19 protein-coding genes are annotated in these 17,060 nt (G+C 65.3%); 7 read left to right on the top strand and 12 right to left on the bottom strand.

Going from position 1 to position 17,060, the window contains the following annotated elements:
* Positions 1-9 precede the first annotated feature (9 nt).
* Positions 10-759 carry an SDR family NAD(P)-dependent oxidoreductase gene (locus tag ACFWB0_RS00725; protein WP_378488491.1) on the bottom strand — a complete coding sequence of 250 codons (750 nt, stop codon included), beginning with the start codon at positions 757-759 and terminating at the stop codon, positions 10-12.
* Entirely contained in the window at positions 756-1,523 is a 768-nt protein-coding gene (locus ACFWB0_RS00720; protein WP_378488490.1) for an SDR family oxidoreductase, read from the bottom strand. The genes ACFWB0_RS00725 and ACFWB0_RS00720 overlap by 4 nt, the downstream gene beginning before the upstream one ends.
* Positions 1,524-1,576: 53 nt before the next feature.
* On the opposite strand from ACFWB0_RS00720, the gene ACFWB0_RS00715 reads away from it, so the two are divergent.
* From ACFWB0_RS00715 to meaB, 3 genes are read left to right on the top strand one after another with little or no spacing between them, the layout of a single operon-like run.
* The gene (locus tag ACFWB0_RS00715) at positions 1,577-3,013 is read left to right on the top strand and encodes a class I adenylate-forming enzyme family protein (RefSeq protein ID WP_378488489.1); all 1,437 of its coding nucleotides are present in this window, start codon (positions 1,577-1,579) and stop codon (positions 3,011-3,013) included.
* Complete coding sequence (locus ACFWB0_RS00710) at positions 3,006-4,145, top strand: thiolase family protein (protein WP_378488488.1); 1,140 nt, start codon at positions 3,006-3,008, stop codon at positions 4,143-4,145. Before ACFWB0_RS00715 ends, ACFWB0_RS00710 begins: the two co-directional genes overlap by 8 nt.
* A 40-nt stretch (positions 4,146-4,185) precedes the next feature.
* Positions 4,186-5,070, top strand: coding sequence for a methylmalonyl Co-A mutase-associated GTPase MeaB (gene meaB, locus ACFWB0_RS00705; protein WP_378488487.1), 885 nt, complete (start codon positions 4,186-4,188; stop codon positions 5,068-5,070).
* A gap of 27 nt (positions 5,071-5,097) precedes the next feature.
* Here the strand turns inward: meaB and ACFWB0_RS00700 are convergent, their stop codons facing one another.
* The 3 genes from ACFWB0_RS00700 to ACFWB0_RS00690 are packed head-to-tail and all read right to left on the bottom strand — an operon-like array spanning position 5,098 to position 7,691.
* Positions 5,098-6,150, bottom strand: a complete 1,053-nt coding sequence (locus tag ACFWB0_RS00700) for a dihydrodipicolinate reductase (RefSeq protein ID WP_378488486.1) — start codon at positions 6,148-6,150, stop codon at positions 5,098-5,100.
* A gap of 1 nt (position 6,151) precedes the next feature.
* On the bottom strand, positions 6,152-6,994 hold the full coding sequence (locus tag ACFWB0_RS00695; RefSeq protein ID WP_378488485.1) for an acyl-CoA thioesterase: 843 nt from the start codon (positions 6,992-6,994) through the stop codon (positions 6,152-6,154).
* A gap of 46 nt (positions 6,995-7,040) precedes the next feature.
* Entirely contained in the window at positions 7,041-7,691 is a 651-nt protein-coding gene (locus ACFWB0_RS00690; protein ID WP_378488484.1) for a TetR/AcrR family transcriptional regulator, read from the bottom strand.
* 179 nt (positions 7,692-7,870) lie between these two features.
* Between ACFWB0_RS00690 and ACFWB0_RS00685 the strand changes: the two genes are divergently transcribed.
* Genes ACFWB0_RS00685 through ACFWB0_RS00675 form a run of 3 tightly spaced genes read left to right on the top strand, consistent with a single transcriptional unit; the run spans position 7,871 to position 10,824 of the window.
* Positions 7,871-8,869, top strand: coding sequence for an acyl-CoA dehydrogenase family protein (locus ACFWB0_RS00685; protein ID WP_378488483.1), 999 nt, complete (start codon positions 7,871-7,873; stop codon positions 8,867-8,869).
* Complete coding sequence (locus ACFWB0_RS00680; protein WP_378488482.1) at positions 8,853-10,028, top strand: acyl-CoA dehydrogenase family protein; 1,176 nt, start codon at positions 8,853-8,855, stop codon at positions 10,026-10,028. Before ACFWB0_RS00685 ends, ACFWB0_RS00680 begins: the two co-directional genes overlap by 17 nt.
* Before the next feature lie 10 nt (positions 10,029-10,038).
* Entirely contained in the window at positions 10,039-10,824 is a 786-nt protein-coding gene (locus ACFWB0_RS00675; protein WP_378488481.1) for an enoyl-CoA hydratase, read from the top strand.
* Between the two features lie 56 nt (positions 10,825-10,880).
* On the opposite strand, the gene ACFWB0_RS00670 is transcribed toward ACFWB0_RS00675, so the two are convergent.
* Genes ACFWB0_RS00670 through ACFWB0_RS00660 form a run of 3 tightly spaced genes read right to left on the bottom strand, consistent with a single transcriptional unit; the run spans position 10,881 to position 12,798 of the window.
* Positions 10,881-11,204 carry a hypothetical protein gene (locus ACFWB0_RS00670; RefSeq protein WP_378488480.1) on the bottom strand — a complete coding sequence of 108 codons (324 nt, stop codon included), beginning with the start codon at positions 11,202-11,204 and terminating at the stop codon, positions 10,881-10,883.
* 26 nt (positions 11,205-11,230) lie between these two features.
* Positions 11,231-11,992: an SDR family oxidoreductase gene (locus ACFWB0_RS00665; protein ID WP_378488479.1), complete on the bottom strand. Its 762-nt coding sequence runs from the start codon at positions 11,990-11,992 to the stop codon at positions 11,231-11,233.
* 38 nt (positions 11,993-12,030) lie between these two features.
* Complete coding sequence (locus ACFWB0_RS00660; RefSeq protein ID WP_378488478.1) at positions 12,031-12,798, bottom strand: SDR family NAD(P)-dependent oxidoreductase; 768 nt, start codon at positions 12,796-12,798, stop codon at positions 12,031-12,033.
* A 166-nt stretch (positions 12,799-12,964) separates the two neighbouring features.
* Between ACFWB0_RS00660 and ACFWB0_RS00655 the strand changes: the two genes are divergently transcribed.
* Complete coding sequence (locus ACFWB0_RS00655; protein ID WP_378488477.1) at positions 12,965-13,429, top strand: nuclear transport factor 2 family protein; 465 nt, start codon at positions 12,965-12,967, stop codon at positions 13,427-13,429.
* 65 nt (positions 13,430-13,494) lie between these two features.
* Here ACFWB0_RS00655 and ACFWB0_RS00650 read toward each other — a convergent pair whose 3' ends face one another.
* The 4 genes from ACFWB0_RS00650 to ACFWB0_RS00635 are packed head-to-tail and all read right to left on the bottom strand — an operon-like array spanning position 13,495 to position 17,057.
* Positions 13,495-14,301, bottom strand: coding sequence for an acyl-CoA dehydrogenase family protein (locus ACFWB0_RS00650; protein ID WP_378488476.1), 807 nt, complete (start codon positions 14,299-14,301; stop codon positions 13,495-13,497).
* On the bottom strand, positions 14,298-15,446 hold the full coding sequence (locus ACFWB0_RS00645) for an acyl-CoA dehydrogenase family protein (RefSeq protein WP_378488475.1): 1,149 nt from the start codon (positions 15,444-15,446) through the stop codon (positions 14,298-14,300). Before ACFWB0_RS00645 ends, ACFWB0_RS00650 begins: the two co-directional genes overlap by 4 nt.
* The gene (locus tag ACFWB0_RS00640) at positions 15,443-15,859 is read right to left on the bottom strand and encodes a nuclear transport factor 2 family protein (protein WP_054806624.1); all 417 of its coding nucleotides are present in this window, start codon (positions 15,857-15,859) and stop codon (positions 15,443-15,445) included. The genes ACFWB0_RS00645 and ACFWB0_RS00640 overlap by 4 nt, the downstream gene beginning before the upstream one ends.
* On the bottom strand, positions 15,846-17,057 hold the full coding sequence (locus tag ACFWB0_RS00635) for an amidohydrolase family protein (RefSeq protein ID WP_378488474.1): 1,212 nt from the start codon (positions 17,055-17,057) through the stop codon (positions 15,846-15,848). The genes ACFWB0_RS00640 and ACFWB0_RS00635 overlap by 14 nt, the downstream gene beginning before the upstream one ends.
* Positions 17,058-17,060: the final 3 nt, after the last annotated feature.

The raw sequence follows: 17,060 nt of genomic DNA, 5'->3' as shown, positions 1-17,060 counted from the left end.
CTCGACGAACTACTGCTGCGGTATCAGCGTTTCCGAGCGCTGGATGGTGCCCGTGATACCGGAAGCATCCTGCTGTCCGAGTAGAACGGCTGCGGCACCCATTGTTTCCGGCGGCTCGATCGCCTCGGGTGGAATCTTCTGCCCGCCACCGCCGGCAAGCCACCCTTCGGTGAGCACGACACGTGACGGCGACAAGCAGTTCACCGCGATGTTGTCGGCTTTCAGGTCGGACGCGAGACCCGTGTAGAGGCGCTCGACGCCGGCCTTCGACACCCAGTAGGCGTTCGATCCACGATCGATCATCGTGACACCGGTCGTGGTCACCGCGATCATCGACCCGCCGCCCCGCGCACGGAGGTGCGGGATGGCAGCCTTGGTCACGTTGAACACGCCGGTCAGATTCACGTCGAGACAGAGTTGCCACCGTTTGAGCGGCGTCGACTCGATCGGACCCATCCACAGGACACCCGCGTTGGCGACGAGGATGTCCAGGCCACCGAATTCGCCGACCGTCGTGGCGACGGCGGCGTCGACGGAGGCCTCGTCCGCGACATTGCACTGGACCGGGATCGCCCTGCCACCGGCGGAGTTGATCCGCTCGGCGACCGCGCCGATGGTGCCCGGGATCTTGCCTTCCTCTTGCGTCCGGGCGGCGACGGCCACCGTTGCTCCCGCATCTGCGAGGGCGACGGCGATCGCCGCCCCGATCCCGCGGCTGGCGCCCGCGACGAACGCGACCTTTCCGTCGAGGGAGGTCACTTCGGCGGGAACCTCAGCGCGCCGTCGAGACGGATGGTCTCGCCGTTGAGGTAGTCGTTCTCGACGATCGAGGCAACCAGCGTCGCGTACTCCACCGGGCGGCCCATGCGCTTGGGGTGCGGCACCTGCGGGCCCCAGTACGCCTCGAGTTGGTCGCCGGCCTTACCGTACGCGGGGGTGAGGATGGTGCCGGGGGCGATGGTGTTGACGCGGATTCCCAACGGCGACAGATCGCGCGCGGCGACGAGCGTCATGCCGAGGATGCCGCCTTTGGCCGCCGCGTAGGGGAGCTGCCCGATCTGACCTTCGTAGCCTGCGATCGACGCGGTCTGCACGATGACGCCGCGCGAGCCTTCGTCGTCGAACGGGTCCTGCTTGGCGATGGCTGCCGCGGCAAGACGCAGGACGTTGAACGACGAGGTCAGGTACGACTGGATGGTCTTGGTGAAGCCGTCGAGCGACATCGGGCTGCCGTCCTTGCCGACGAGCCGTCCGCCACCTGCGGGGCCGCCGTGGCAGTCCACCGACACCCGCAGCGGTCCGAGCGACTCGGCTTCGGCGATGGCCGCCAGGACCGACTCCTCGCTGCCCGCGTCGGTGTTGACGTAGCGCACGCCCAGCTCGTCTTCGAGAGCCTTGCCTGCCTCGTCGTTGACGTCTGCGACGACAACCTTGGCTCCGCCCTCATGGAGGCGGCGAACGGTGGCCTGCCCGAGGCCTCCGGTGCCTCCGACGACGATGGCCGAGATACCTGCGATCTGCATTCTGATTTCCCTTCTTGCAACTAATGCTCTCGTACTGCGAGAATAATGTTCTCATGAACCTAAGCATGATTCTAGAAATGGTGGCAAACAACGGCGAACGCGCAGTTGCGACCGTTGGCGATCGCTCCTTGACTGCCGCGGATCTCGACACGCACGCCCGTCGCCTCGCCGCGCGGGTACGCGACAGCTCCGCGGTGCTCTACCTGGGAACGAATCATCTCGCCTACCCGGTGGCACTGTTCGGTGCGGCACTCGCGGGTGTGCCCTTCGTCCCCCTCAACTACCGTCTCGGCGAGCAGCAGTTGTCCGCGCTGATCGAGCGCCATCCGGATGCGACGATCCTGCGTCAGGACGATCTCGATGCGCTGATCACCGATGCGCCGGACGACGGCGAGCCCGCCGAACTCGAGCCCCAATGGGACGGCGACGCCATCGCCGCGATCATCTACACCAGCGGCACGACGTCCGATCCCAAGCCCGCCGTGCTGCGGCACCGGCATGTGATCGCATACGTGCTCAACACGATGGAGTTCGCGTCCGCCGAGGACACCGACGCCTCGCTGGTGTCGGTGCCGCCGTATCACATCGCGGGCCTGACGAACCTGATCTCCAACCTCTACAGCGGCCGCAGGATCGTGTACCTGTCGACATTCGAACCGGTCACCTGGCTCGAGACCGTGCGCCGCGAGAAGGTCGTCCATGCGATGCTCGTGCCGACGATGCTCGCCCGGATCGTCGCCCACCTGGGCGAGGAAGAAGCGAATGTTCCGACGCTCGCGACCCTCGCCTACGGAGGTTCCCGCACTCCGCGGCCAGTGCTCGAGCACGCGCTGCGCGCCTTCCCCGACACCGGATTCGTCAACGCGTACGGGCTCACCGAAACGGCGTCCTCGGTCGCAGTCCTCGGACCCGACGACCACCGCGAGGCGATAGCCTCCGACGACTCGGCCGTACGCGACCGGCTCGGCTCGGTCGGCCGGCCCCTGCCGGGCATCGAGTTCGAGATCCGTACCGAGGGCGACGAACCGGTCGCGACCGGCGACACCGGGCTGATCTTCGTGCGCGGCGAACAGATCTCCGGCGAATACGGCGGACGCAGCGTGCTCGATTCCGACGGCTGGTTCTCCACCCGCGACCTAGGGCATCTCGACGCCGACGGCTACGTGTACGTCGAGGGCCGCTCCGACGACACGATCATCAGAGGCGGCGAGAACATCGCGCCCGCAGAGATCGAGGACGTCCTGCTGGCCCATCCCGCCATCGGCGAGGCCGCCGTCATCGGTGTGTCCGACCCCGAATGGGGACAGCGCATCGTCGCCGTTCTCGTCGGCGACGCAGACCCGGACGAGGTGCGACAGTGGGTCAAGGACCGGTTGCGCTCGTCGAAGACCCCCGACACCATCGTCTTCCGACACGAACTCCCGAAGACCGAAACCGGAAAGCTACTACGCCGCACCCTGCTCGCCGAACTGGAGAACCAAAATGCCTGAAGCCGTCATCGTTTCCGCTCTGCGAACCCCCATCGGCACGGTCCGTAAGGGAACGCTCCGCGACACCAACGCCTTCGATCTCGCCAACCACATCGTCGCCGCGGCGGCGAAGGGGCACGACGCGGCCGACATCGACGACGTCATCCTCGGCGAGGGCCTGTACGGCGGTGGCGTGATCGCCCGTCACGCCGCGATCACCGCCGGATTGACCAGTGTGCCGGGAATGGCCGTCAACCGGCATTGCGCCGCGAGCCTGGCCGCGGTGCAGAACGCGTCGGCGAGCATCATGGCAGGCATGGACCGGCTCGTCATCGCCGGTGGCGTCAACTCGGCCTCCACCTCGCCGCAGTCGCTCATGCGCAACGGTGAGAACTGGGAGCCGTGGCTGTCGCCGACCCACCCCAACCGCGAGGACGCGCCCAACAAGGACATGTCCATCACCGTCGGCTGGAATGCCGCGGTGAAGGCCGGTGTGTCGCGCGAAGAGATGGACGCGTGGGCCCTGCGCTCCCACCAGGTCGCGATCAAGGCCATCGACGAGGGCAAGTTCGTCGACGAGATCGTCCCGATCGAGACCCCGCACGGCCTGTTCTCGGTCGACGAGCACCCGCGTCGCGACACCAGCATGGAAAAGCTTGCGTCGCTGAAGGTTCTCCACCCGGAGATCGAAGGCTTCAGCATCACCGCGGGCAACGCCAGCGGTGGCAACGACGCCGCGGCGGCCCTGACCATCGCGAGCAGCGACCTCGGTCTGCCCGCGCTGGCCACCGTCAAGTCGTGGGCTTCCACCGGTATCGATCCCGCCTTCACCGGTCTCTCGCCTGTGGACGCAATCCCCAAGGCGCTGGCGCGCGCCGGGATGTCGATCGCCGACGTCGACCTCTTCGAGATCAACGAGGCTTTTGCGGCGCAGTGTGTTGCAGTGATCAAGATGCTCGAACTCGACGCGGATCGCGTGAACATCTACGGCAGTGGCTGCTCGCTCGGGCACCCCGTCGCCGCGACCGGTGCGCGCATGCTCACCACCCTCGTGCACGAACTGCGTCGCCGCGGCGGCGGAGTCGGTGTTGCCTCGATGTGCGCGGGCGGAGGAATCGGCTCGGCAGTGGTGATCGAGGTACCGGCACCGTGATACCGGCTCTGGTGAATGTGTCGTCGACTCCGGACGCGACGTGAACATCGCCGAACTCGTCGAAGCGGCTCGTCGCGGCTCACCACGCGCGACGGGCCGCTTGCTGACCCTGGTCGAAGGCGACCGCCGCGACGAGGTTCTCGAACTGATCGATGGGGCACCTCCGGGCGCCGTCGGCACGGCACCGGTCCGGGTCGTGGGCATCACCGGGCCGCCGGGCGCCGGAAAGTCGACGACGGTCGGCGTGCTCACCGGCGGCTACCGCGCGCGCGGCCTTCGTGTCGCGGTGCTCGCCGTCGACCCCTCCTCGCCGTACAGCGGGGGAGCCCTGCTCGGCGACCGCATCCGGATGGCCGCGCACGTCACTGATCCGGATGTGCTGATCCGGTCGGTGGCGTCACGCGGTCACCTCGGTGGTCTGGCTGCGGCGGTACCGGCGGCGATCAAGTTGCTCGGCGCTCTGGCCTACGACGTGATCCTGCTCGAGACCGTCGGTGTCGGACAGTCCGAGGTCGAGATCGCTGCGGTCGCCGATCCGACCGTCGTCATTCTCAACCCCGGTGCGGGAGACGCTGTTCAGGCCGCGAAGGCCGGATTGCTCGAGGTGGCCGACATCCTCGTCGTCAACAAGGCCGACCGGGACGGCGCCGATGCGACGGCCCGCGACCTGCGTGTCGAAACCGGTATGACGATCCTCAAGTTGATTGCGTCGACGGGCGACGGTGTGGACAAGTTGATCGATGCCATCGAGGCACATCAGCGCGCCGACACTCCGGAACGCCGTGCTGCTCGGGCCCGTGCCCAGATTCTGTCGCTCGCTACGACGCGGTTGCGTACTCACCCGGACCTCAACGCACTCGCCGCTGCCGTCGCGGACGGGCGCAGCGACCCGTACACCGCCGCCGCCGGCCTGCTCGGTCAGTAGATCCGGGCGGCAGGCGGCGGTCGGAGGTCAGTTCAGGACCGGCACGATCAGAGGAAGATCGAGGCTGGTGCGGATTCCGGGTGTTGCAGCATGCACCGCGTGCACGGCATTGACCGCGCGGTTCGCCGTGTAGTTCGGGGCCGTCTCGCTCATCCGCTCGAGCGGGACCGGGAAGCGCATCTCGATGTCGAGGGGGGCGTCTCCGTCGATGGAGATGTGCCAGCCGGTCGCGTGCAGATCCCATTCGGCGTCGCTGCCGGTGAAGTCGAGATCGGTGGTGCAGTACCACGTCGGCCGGAAGCGCATCAGTTCGCGGCCGTCGCGCATACCGGAGATGGTGATGCGCTGCGCCGCTACCGTTCCGGCGGGAATCTCGCCCGCCGCGATCGTGACGTCGGCCCGGGCCACAGCCAACTCACCACGTGCCTCGACGGAGTCGAAGGGCAGGCCGAGTGCGTCGGCGAGCACCTGGAGCGACGGACCGAAGTTGGCTTTCACGTGGTCGAGACGTGCTTCCGCGAAGTCGGCCGGAGGCTGACCGAATCCCATCACCTCGAACAGGATCCCTGGTGAGTTCCGCTGTGACAGATCGGCGTACTCGTCGATGGCGAGATGGTCGAGCGTGCGTTGGATGGAGCTCAGAACCAGGGGCACCGCTTCGGTGATGAACCCGGGACTGCTTCCGGTGCTGTGGATGGATGTGCCGCCCGCGGCGCATGCGGCCTCGACGGCGTCGCGGATCTCGGCGGGCATGCTCGGCGGATGGTGGAATTCGCCTCGGGTGGTGACGATGTTCGTGCCCGAGGAGAGGATCCGGCAGACCTCGTCGAGATCGAACTGCAGCGGCATGTAGAGCACGCAATCCGCTCCCAGGTCGATGATCTCGTCGATGCTGCGCGTTGCCTTCACTCCGACCGTGCCTCGGTCGCACAGTTCGCCGGCGTCGAGCCCTTCCTTGGCGCCGCTGTGGACATACAGACCGGCCAGTGTGAGGTTCGGATGGTCGATCACGGCGCGGAGTGCCCGGGTGCCGATATTGCCGGTGGTCCACTGGACGACACGTAGTGTTTTCTGGGACACGTCAGACCACCTCGGCGGGAAGTCGGAGGAGTGCCTCCTGGGCGAAGGATGCGACGAGCTCGCCCTGCTCGGTGAAGATGTCGCCGCGGCCGAAGCAACGACCGTTCGCGATGAGGGGACTCCGATGGCGCACCAGAAGCCAGTCGTCGATGCGGAACGGCCGGTGGAACCAGAGATTGTGGGAGGTCACCGCCGAGGTGAAGGCCGTGCCGTTCCCGGTCTGGCAGTAGCCGTCGACTGCGAGTAGCGCCGTGCCGATGAGGTGGAGGTCGGTCGCATACGAGGTGAGTGCGGGTGCCAGCGCTTCATCCACGGTCGGTGTGCGCATCCACATATCGAATTCGGGTGTGGCCGTTCCGAGTTCGTTGAGATCGGAGGAGGCGCGTGTTTCCCACGGGATGAGGGAGAAGTCGACCCGGCTCTCCTCCGGCAGCAGTGAGGGCACGGGCGGGAACGATTGCCGTTCGGGACCGTTCTCCGGCGCGTGCATGGAGACCGATGCGGTGGCCAGTACACCCTTGGTCTGGCGAGCGACGATGGTGAGGGTGCCGAACGACCGGCCTTCGTGCTGGCGGGTCACCTCGTATCGGACCGGCTCGTCGGCGCGGCCTTCCCGGGCGAACACCGTGTGCAGCGACTTGATGGCCTTCTCCGGGCATGTCAGCTGAGCTGCGCGGACGAACTGCCCGAGGAGTTGGCCACCGAAGAGTCGGTGGTACTCGAGGCGCTGGTTTGCGCCTTCGAACACGGTGACGCCGGCAGTGGCGTCAGCGGGGTCAGGGGCCGAATCGGCGGCCGGAGTGAGGTCGAGACACGTCAGGAGATCATTCCAAAGCTCGGTCACAGACCGAGTGTAAATTACCCGCTCTCAAATGAGAACAGTATTCTCTTTACTTGCTGGCGAATCCGTGCGAGCAGAATGTCCATACCTCGTCGGCCGTGATCGGGCGCGCAGTGGAGTCGGCATCGCCGCTGGATTGCGCGATGAACATCACGGTCTGCATCGTCATCGCGGCAGCGCGTCGCGCGTTGAAATCGCTGCGCAACTGACCCGACGCGGCGACCTTCTCCATGAGTTCGGTGAACAGCGACAACATCGAGGAGTGTGCCACTTTGACCTCGGCGGGGTGGGTGAGCAGCAGTTGAGGTGCGAAGTCGGTGAACAGAGGGCGTTGTGCAACGGGATCGGGACGTGATGATTCGAACAGGAGTTCGACGGCGATGTGGAGCTGATCCATCGGGTCGTCCTTACCGGCCGCGGCGGCGCGGATCTGGTCGGCGGAACGGCCGAGTGCATCCTCGAACAGTGCGAGCAGCAGCTCGTGCTTGCCGTCGAACTGAAGGTAGAAGCTTCGCAGGGATTGCTTCGAGCGATCGACGACCTCCTGCACCGTGAAGTCGGTACTGCCCTTCTCGGTGATGATGGCCTGGGCGGCGTCAAGGAAGCGCTGCACACGCTGCTCGGCCCGCAGTTTTGCGGTCCGGATCGACCGCTCGACTGCGCGCTGCTTCCATGCGGGTTCTTCGCTCGGGCCGGTCACCGCGAGCACTGCCCATTGTTGCGTGAGGCAAACATGTGAGCACTGTACCGGAGAACCTGCTTGTTCCTGCAAGGTTACCTAAGAGTCAGATGCGGAGAATGAGACCATTACTTTCTTCTATCGAGAATGATATTCTCGTATGGCTGTGCACCGCAGCTCTGTCAGAGAGGTATGTCGGAATGCTTTTCGAGTTCGACTCCGATCAGCGACTGTGGCAGGACACCGTCCGTGATGTCACGGCGAAGGAATGTCCGTCCACGCTGATCCGCAATATCGTCGACAACGGCGCAGACCCAGGACCGCTGTGGAAAGTCTTCGTGGGACTCGGCTGGACCGAACTCACAGACCCCGAAGCTGCTGTCGAACTCGGGATCGTCCTGGAAGAGCTGGGGCGGGCCACCGATCCCACGCCCTACCTCGCGACGATGTCGCAGTTCGCGCCCCTCGCACCCGGTGTGGCCGAGCCCGACCAGGCAGGCGCTGCGGTGTACAGCGGCGTCCGCGCGCACCGCGACGCCGACGGCTGGGTACTCCACGGCACTGCCGCACAGGTCCTCGACGGGGATCGTGCCGATCTGCTGGCCGTGGTCACCGAGGCCGGCGTCTTCGTCGTCACCGCAGACAAGGTCACCGCGACCCGCAGCCCGGTGTTCGATCCCGCGCTGCACATTGCGGAAGTGCGGTTCGATCAGGTTCGGGTCGAGGGCGACCCGCGCTCCGACGTCGATCCGGCCCGGGCGCGTCACATGGCGCTCACCGGCCTCGCACTCACGACCGTCGGTGCGTGCCAACGGGTTCTCGATCTCGCTCTCGATCACGTGAAGAACCGGCAGCAGTTCGGCGTCGCGATCGGGTCGTTCCAGGCCGTCCAGCACAGGGCCACCGACATGCACATCGCGATCGAACGTGCCCGTGCGCTCGCGTACTTCGCCGCGCTCACCATCGCAGAGGACGATCCGCGCAGGAGTCTCGCCGCATCGATGGCCAAGGCAGCCGCCGGTGAATGCCAATCGCTCGTGTTCCGTAACGGCCTGCAACTGTTCGGTGCCATGGGTTTCACCTGGGAGAACGATCTGCAGTTCGCGCTCAAACGTGCCCGTGCCTGCGAGCATCTGCTCGGTGGCGCTGCCGAGCATCGGGCACTGATCACCGAGGAGTACCGTGCAACTCTCGTATGACGACGACGTAGAGGCGTTTCGCGCCGAATTCGTGGCCTTCCTCGAGGCGAACCTTCCCGACGAGGCCGACGCCACCGAGCGGTCCACCTCGAGCGCCGACATGCCCGACTGGGCACGCCGGTGGCAGCGAGTCCAGTTCGACAACGGCTGGTTGCTGCCGGGGAACCCGCCCGAATTCGGCGGACGCAACGCCACGTTGATCCAGCAGGCCGTCCACCTCGAAGAACTGTCGAAGCGCCGGATCTACCACAGCTTCAATCCTCAGGGCCTCGGCATCATCGCCGCCTCCATCCTCTCGTTCGGTACGGAGGAGCAGAAGCAACAGTGGGCGGCGCGGATCCTTCGCGCCGAGATCACCGCTGCATTGGGGATGAGCGAGCCCGGCGCGGGTTCCGACCTCGCGGGCCTCCGCACGCGGGCCGTTCTGGACGGCGACCATTTCGTCGTCAACGGCCAGAAGGTATGGACATCGGGTGCCCACCACGCCGATGTGCTCCTCACCTTCGTTCGTACCGATCCGGATGCACCCAAGCACAAGGGCATCAGCGTGCTGCTGATCCCCACCGACACACCGGGTGTGGTCCGTCGCCCGTTCGCGTCCATCGCCGACAGGGACGATCGCGACTTCAACGAAGTGTTCTTCGAGGACGTCCGAGTGCCGGCGGAAAACCTCATCGGCGAGCTCAACCAGGGTTGGACCGTCGCCAACGGCTCGCTCGGGCACGAGCGCACCCTCCTGTGGCTCAGCTTCGCGGATCGATTGGAAGATCTCGTCGCAGATTTCGAGCCGCACACGGTCATCGACCGCGATCGATACGCAACGCTGGTGATGGACCTGCAGGCGCTGCGCCTGCTCGGGTCCGCGGCGCTCGCGCGCGAGTCGCGCGGTGAGCAGGACGTGGCTTCTCTGTCGGTCCTGAAGCTGCTCGGGTCCGAAGCGATTCAACGCTCCGTCGAGCACGCACTCGATGCCGAGGGTCCGGAAGGGCTCGTGCACCCTGCATCGACCTCGGCGTACACGCCGTGGAACCTCGACAACTTCGCAGCGAGCTGGTTCGAACGCTATGCCCGCAGTTTTGCCGGCACCATCGCGGGCGGTACATCGGAAATCCAAAGGAACATCGTCGCCCAGCGAGTGCTCGGGCTACCACGCGGCTGAGGAGAGCAACTTGTACATTCTCTACGAGGTAGCAGACCGGATCGCAACGATCACGTTGAATCGGCCGGATGCCGCGAACGCTCAGAACGCGGCTCTGCTCGACGAACTCGACGCGGCGTGGGTCCGCGCGGGCGACGACCCGGATGTGTCGGTCATCGTGTTGCGCGCGGAAGGCAAGCACTTCTCCGCGGGGCATGACATGACCGGTGGCGGGGGCCCGGTGCCCGACAAGATCACCCTCGACATGATCTACACCACCGAGTCGCGCCGCTACCTCGAGTACTCGATGCGCTGGCGCAACATCCCCAAGCCGTCGATTGCCGCGGTGCAGGGGCGCTGCATCGCCGGCGGCCTGCTGCTGTGCTGGCCCTGCGACCTGATCATCGCGTCCGAGGATGCCAAGTTCTCCGACCCGGTGGTCATGATGGGTATCGGTGGCGTCGAATACCACGGCCACACTTGGGAACTCGGACCGAGGAAGGCCAAGGAGATTTTGTTCACCGGTCGGCCGGTCACGGCCGAGGAGGCCGAGAAGACCGGCATGGTCAACAAGGTGGTGCCGCGCGACCAGCTCGACACCGAGACACGTGCACTCGCCGAGCAGATCGCGAAGATGCCGCCGTTCGGTCTACGGCAGGCCAAGCGTGCGGTCAATCAGACCCTCGACGTCCAGGGCTTCTACGCGGCCATCCAGTCGGTGTTCGACGTGCACCAGACCGGGCACGGCAATGCCCTGAGCGTCGGCGGATGGCCGGTGCTCATGAAACTCGACGAGATGAAGCAGAACATCAAGTAGCGCATGCCGACTCGGGCGCCTTCACCGGCTGGTGGGGCGCCCGATTCGTCTGTGTGTCACTCTGGTTTGACGTACTCCGAGTACACCTGCATGATGCGCATCTTCGGAACCGGACCGAAGCTCAGGGAGTCCGACATGTCGAACTGCTTTGCAGCAGCGGCAGCGTGCACATTGTGCAGGGCCCGCTCCGGATCGCCCTCGATCTCGTACAGGGTGATGAACGAACCACCGGCCGCGTCTGCAGGAGCCAAGCGAGTGGCCTTGAGGAAGCCGTCGCACGCGACGACCTCGCGAATGTGTGTGGTTTCGTACCACTCGTTGAACTCGTCGACCCGATCCGGGTGGGACGGGAATGCTTCGACCATCAGGTAGTACTTCATCGTGCTCCTCTTCTCGAGTGCGTAACTCAGACTCGGACGATCCAGCCGCCGTCGATGTTCAAGGTGTGGCCCGTCACCCAATCGCTACCGGACGAAACCAGGTAGAGCAGACCGGGAATCAACTCCTCCGGCTCACCGAACGGGAAGGGGATCGAGTGCTTGACCATCTCCTTCAGCTCGGGTGGCGACGCGATGTCGCCTGCCTCGGTGTTCACCATGCCCGGCGCGATGGCGTTGACGCGGATCCCGAACGGTGCAAGTTCGCGTGAGAGCGACACCGTCATGCTCACGAGGCCGAGTTTCGTGATCCCGTATGCCTGAGCTGCCATGAATGCGCCGCTCGACGACTGGTTGACGATCTTCCCGTAACCGCGTTCCTTCATGTACGGAACGACCGCGCGGGTACACAGGAGCGGACCTGTGAGGTTGACCGCGAGCGTGTTGTTCCACAGGTCCAGGGGCATCGACGTGAGACCGCCCTTGCCGACGACCTCCGCCATCAGACCCGCGTTGTTGACGAGGATGTCCACGGAGCCGAACTCAGCGGCGGCTGCCGCGGCCATCTCCGACGTACTCTTCTCGTCCCGCACATCGACGCGGACGGCGAGGGCACGGTACCCGTCGGCCTTCAACTCGTCTGTGGTCCTGCTTGCGGAGTCGAGATCGATGTCGGCCACCACCACTGCGGCACCCGCCTCGGCGAGGCCGCGTGAGTAGGTGCGGCCGATTCCGCCACCCGCTCCGGTCACGATGGCTACCTTGTCTGCAAGTTGTGCTGGATCCGGCATGGGATCCTTTCTCGAAGTGCTTGTGAATTGACTTCTGGTCAGACCTTTTTCGTGACTCCACCGTCGACGCGGATGATCGCTCCGGTTGTGAAGCTCGAGGCATCGCTCGCGAGATGCAGGGCGAGCGGAGCGACCTCTTCGGGGCGGCCCATGCGCTCGAGCGGCACGAACGCAGCTTTCTCGCCCTCTTCGGGTGCCCATCCCTTCGACAGATCGGTTCGGAACGGGCCGGGCAGGATGGCGTTGACGCGGACCTTCGGTGCGTAGGCGTCCGCGAGTCCCACGGTGAAAGCATTGAGGCCGGCTTTGGCGCACGCGTACGGGAGTTCCCGCACACTCGCGGTCAACGAGCCTGCCGTACCGACGTTGATGATCGATCCGCCGTCGTGGGCAGCCATGTGTGCACCCGCGCGGACGGCCAGACGGAACGGTCCCTTGAGGTTGACGCTGAATGTCTTGTCGTACAGGTCCTCGGTGATCGACTCGAGATTCTCGTACAGCGGCGACATTCCGGCATTGTTGACGAGAATGTCGATGCGACCGAAGTGCTCGAGGGTGCGGTCGACCAGCGCGTCGCAGTCGTCCCACTGGCCGACGTGGCATGCGACGGCGAGCGCACGCCGTCCGGTCGATGCTTCGATCTCCTTCGCGGCCAGTTCGCAGGCATCGAGTTTTCGGGAAGCGATGACGACGTCGGCGCCGGCTTCGGCGAGTATCTGGGCAATGGCCCGACCGATTCCTCGCGAGCCACCCGTGATGATGGCGGTCCTACCGGTGAGGTCGTGGAGCGAATGCAATGGCGTCATCTAGCGATTGTTGCGCATAATCTGGAATTTGGAAAGGCTATTCTCTCTCCAAAGAATACTATTTCGACATGAGAGAGTGATGATCGGCGCCAGCTGGGGCGGATGAGCCACATCCGGGCAGGGTGAGAAAATGCGACAGATCCGACATCGAGGAATGAGGACCGGAATGACATTGCAGAAGCTCCAGGATCGGCTCGACATCGCCGACCTGCTGTACAAGTACGCGACCTCGGTCGACACAAAGAACTGGGTACAGCTGGCGACCGTCTTCACCGAGGACGCCCATCTCGACTACACCTCGGTCGGTTACCCGGCAGGTACGCGCGACCAGGTGATCGCGATGCTGAGTCGCGGGCTCGACCAGTGCCCCATGACCCAGCACTTCGTCACCAACATCGAGATCACGTTCGTCGATGACGACACGACGAATGTCTCGGCGATGTTCTACAACCCCATGCAGCTGCCGGGCGTCGACGGCCTGACGTACTGCGGTGGCAACTACCACCACGAGGTCGTACGCACCGCCGACGGATGGAAGAGCCGGAAGGCCGTGGAGGAGAACCTCTGGTTCTCGAACCATCCCGATCCGTCCAAGAACGGTGCCGCCACGCAGTCGGCAGCGTCCTCGTAGAGCTCGGGACAAACGAGTAGAGGCCACCGTCATCGACGGTGGCCTCTACTCGTTCAGGTGATTCTCTACAGGTTGGCGATACGCGGCGCAGATCCCGACGCGCGGACGGCAGCCCCTGCCTCCCGTGTCAATTCCTTGGAACTGCCCAGCAATCCGTCGAGGAACAGTCCGCGACGGATGTGACGATGCAGGTCGTGTTCGTCGGTGAAACCGATACCGCCCAGCACCTGTTGACAGTGCCGCGCAGCCGTCACGGCGGCCTTGCCCGCAGCAGCCTTGGCCAGCAGTGAACTGAAATCGTCATTCGCCACGAGGAGTGCCGCTTCGGCACCTTCGATCGCCACAAAGGTCTCGGCGAGCTTGTGGCGTACCGCCTGGAATCCGGAGATGGGCTTGCCGAACTGGGTGCGGCTGAGCGCGTGAGTCCGGGCGAGATCCAGCATGGTGCGGCTCGTGCCCACCAGCCACCACCCGAGCGCGCGACGGCCCGCAGCGACCGGCACCGGATTCCCGGAACCGACCACCTCGACGGTGAGTTCCTTGTCGAGCGCCTCGGTGGTCCGTTGGGTGCGGTGCCACACGAGCCACGAACCGCCCGCGTACGGGAGCGGAACAGTGCCGCCGGGGCCGGCTCCGGCCTCCGCCAGGATCACGTCGTTGATCACGGGTGCGTGCGCCCCGGTCTCACCCAGCAACCGGAACACCAGGGGAATCGCCACATCGGGCATCTCGCTGAGCATGTCGTGCCAGCCGAGTTCGACGAGCGCCGAGTCGAGTGCGACGCCCGTGGTGGACTCCATCGTCTTTCGAAGAGCGTCCTCGAGCAGCGCCAGTTCTGAATCCACCGCCGGTGCAGTGCCGTTCGTGGTCATTGCTCTTTCCCCAGGTGCAGTAGACGGCGGGCGACGATGTTGCGCTGAATCTCCGCGGTACCGCCGTAGATCGACGCTGCCCGCGAATACAGGAACTCGGTCCGCAGTTCGGTGTCGAACAGTTCGATCCTGCCGGGGATCAGATCCCGTGCAGTATCGAACAATTGCTGTTCCGCAGTTGCCAACAGTATCTTGTCGACCGACGTTTCCGGGCCCAGTGGCAGACCGGCCTGGAGACGGTTCTGCGTGCTGTACGAGCGGCACCGCACCGTGTGCAACGCGAGGTACGCGTCGCCGAGTTCCCGATCGTCGGCAGGATCCGACACGGCAGCAACCTGATCGAGACGCGTGAACAGGTAGGCGATCCGGTGCCAGAAGCACGACGAACGCTCGTGGGGCAGCAGATCCATCGCGAGCTTCCAGCCGTCGCCGGGTTTTCCCAGCATCCGATCGGCAGGAACCACGACATCGTCGAAGTAGACCTCGCAGAACTCGTCGCGGTCGTGCATCGTCGTCAGTGGACGGACCGTGATGCCCGGGGTGTCCATGTCGAGGAAGAATGCGGTGATGCCGTCGTGTCCGGGGCCCGTGCGGGTGAGGAGTACACATCGGGTTGCGAACTGCGCCAGTGAGGTCCAGACCTTCTGCCCGTTGATCACCCACGTGTCGTCGCGTTGCTCGGCGCGGGTGGACAGCGACGCCAGGTCGCTACCCGAGCCGGGCTCGGAGAAGCCCTGGCACCACTGTTCGCTGCCGTCGAGCAGTCGCGGCACCATCTCGGCGGCCAGTTCCGGCCTCGCATACTTGATCATGGTGGGCGCGAGGACCTCGATCATCGAGTAGATACCCGGCTCGGCGAGGTCGCGTGTTGCGACCTCCTCGCCGAGTACCGCCCGCAGCATCGCGGGCCCGCCGAGGCCTCCGACCTCGGCCGGCCATCCGTAACGCATCCATCCGGCGTCGTAGAGAGCGCGCCGGACCCGACCCAGCTGCTCGACGTGTTCGTCGAACGTGAGGTCGGGTCCGGGGGTGAGATCGTTCTCGTCCAGCCAGGCACGAACTGCTGTCCTGAACTCCTGGACACTCCCCGTTGCTTCGCTCGCCTGGACACTCCCCGTCGCGTCGCTCGCCCCGGTGAGGTTCATGCCGTCGGTGCCTCGAATGCGTGCGGGATTCCCGAGTCGTGCACACCGCTGCGACGGATGAACGTCATCTTGCGGGTCTTCAGACGCCACCCGTCGTCGGTGCGGACATAGGCGTCGGTGTAGTACCCGATCCGCATGTCGTGTGCCGAATGCTCGACGAAGCACAGTGGTTGGGTCCCGGTCGCAGAGTCGCCGTCGAGTGCGATCAGTGCGGTGCCGGTCATGAAGAGTCCTTGCGGTGCCGCTGCGACCAACTCCGGAAACTGATCGAGGGTGAACGCATCACCGAAGGCGCTGTAGGTGCCGTCGGGCGTGAAGACGGCGACGACGCCGTCGACGTCCCCCTTGGTCATGTTCACGGCGTACCGCGCGAGGAGTTGATTGATCTCTACGAGATCGTCACTTGTTGACATAGACCTTTCCGCCTTTCATCACGAACCGAACGTCCTGGGTGACGGTGATGTCCTCTGTGGGATCACCCGGGACAGCGATGATGTCGGCGAGCAGACCCTCGACGAGGCGGCCACGGTCGTCGACACCGATCAGCTCGGCCGCGTTGATCGTCGCGGCCTGGATGACCGCCAGCGGCGGGAGTCCCCGGTCGACCAGCGCGACGATCTCGTCGGCATTCTTGCCGTGCGGAATCGCCGGAGCGTCGGTGCCGACCGCGATCTTGACGCCGGCCTTGTACGCCGCGAGCACGGAAGTGCGTGCCTTCGGGAACATCTCGGCAGCCTTCGCCTGGAGTTCGGGCGGGGCGTGGGAGGTGTCCATCGCGTCGGCCAGGCGTGTGGTGGGAACCAGCCACGTGCCGTTCGCCACCATCTGATCGATCGCGTCGTCGTCGATGAGGAAGCCGTGTTCGATGCAGTCGATACCCGCTGCAACCGCGTGGCGTACCGCCTCGGCGCCGTGGGTGTGGGACGCGACCTTCAAGCCGCGCCGGTGTGCCTCGTCGACGATCGCGCGCAGTTCTTCGTCGGAATAATGCTGGGCACCTGCGGATCCGGTCATCGACATCACGCCGCCGGAGACACACACCTTGATGAGCTGGGCGCCGTGCTTGATCTGGTATCGGACGGCCTTGCGAACCTCGTCGACACCGTTGGCGATGCCTTCTTCGATGGTCAGATCGAGGACACCGGGTGCGAAGGCCGCGAACATCGTCGGATCCAGGTGGCCACCGGTCGGGGTGATCGCGTGACCGGCGGGGATGATGCGCGGTCCGTCCACCCATCCGGCGTCGATCGCCTTACCGAGGGCGACGTCGAGGAGATAACCGCCGGTCTTCACGAACAGTCCCAGATTTCGGACGGTCGTGAAGCCGGCACGCAGCGTGCGGCGGGAATTGCCCACCGCACGCAGCATGCGCAGCGGAGGATCGTCCTGCACCGTGGAGTAGACGGGCTTCTCGCCGCGCCCACCCATGAGCAGGTTGACCTCCATGTCCATCAGACCCGGCATGAGGATCTGATCACCGAGATCGATGACCTCGCCGCGTGGTTCGCCGCCGACACCCGCAATCCGGTCGCCGTCGATGTGGATGATTCCCGGTCGGATGATCTCGCCGGTCTCGACATCGAGGAGGCCGGCTGCCTTGAGCGTCAGCATGCG

The organism is Rhodococcus sp. NPDC060086 (assembly GCF_042730275.1).
In the GTDB taxonomy this organism is placed as follows: domain Bacteria; phylum Actinomycetota; class Actinomycetes; order Mycobacteriales; family Mycobacteriaceae; genus Rhodococcus.
The sequence above is the reverse complement of the archived record's forward strand: the minus strand, read 5'-3'. Positions and strand labels throughout refer to the sequence as shown.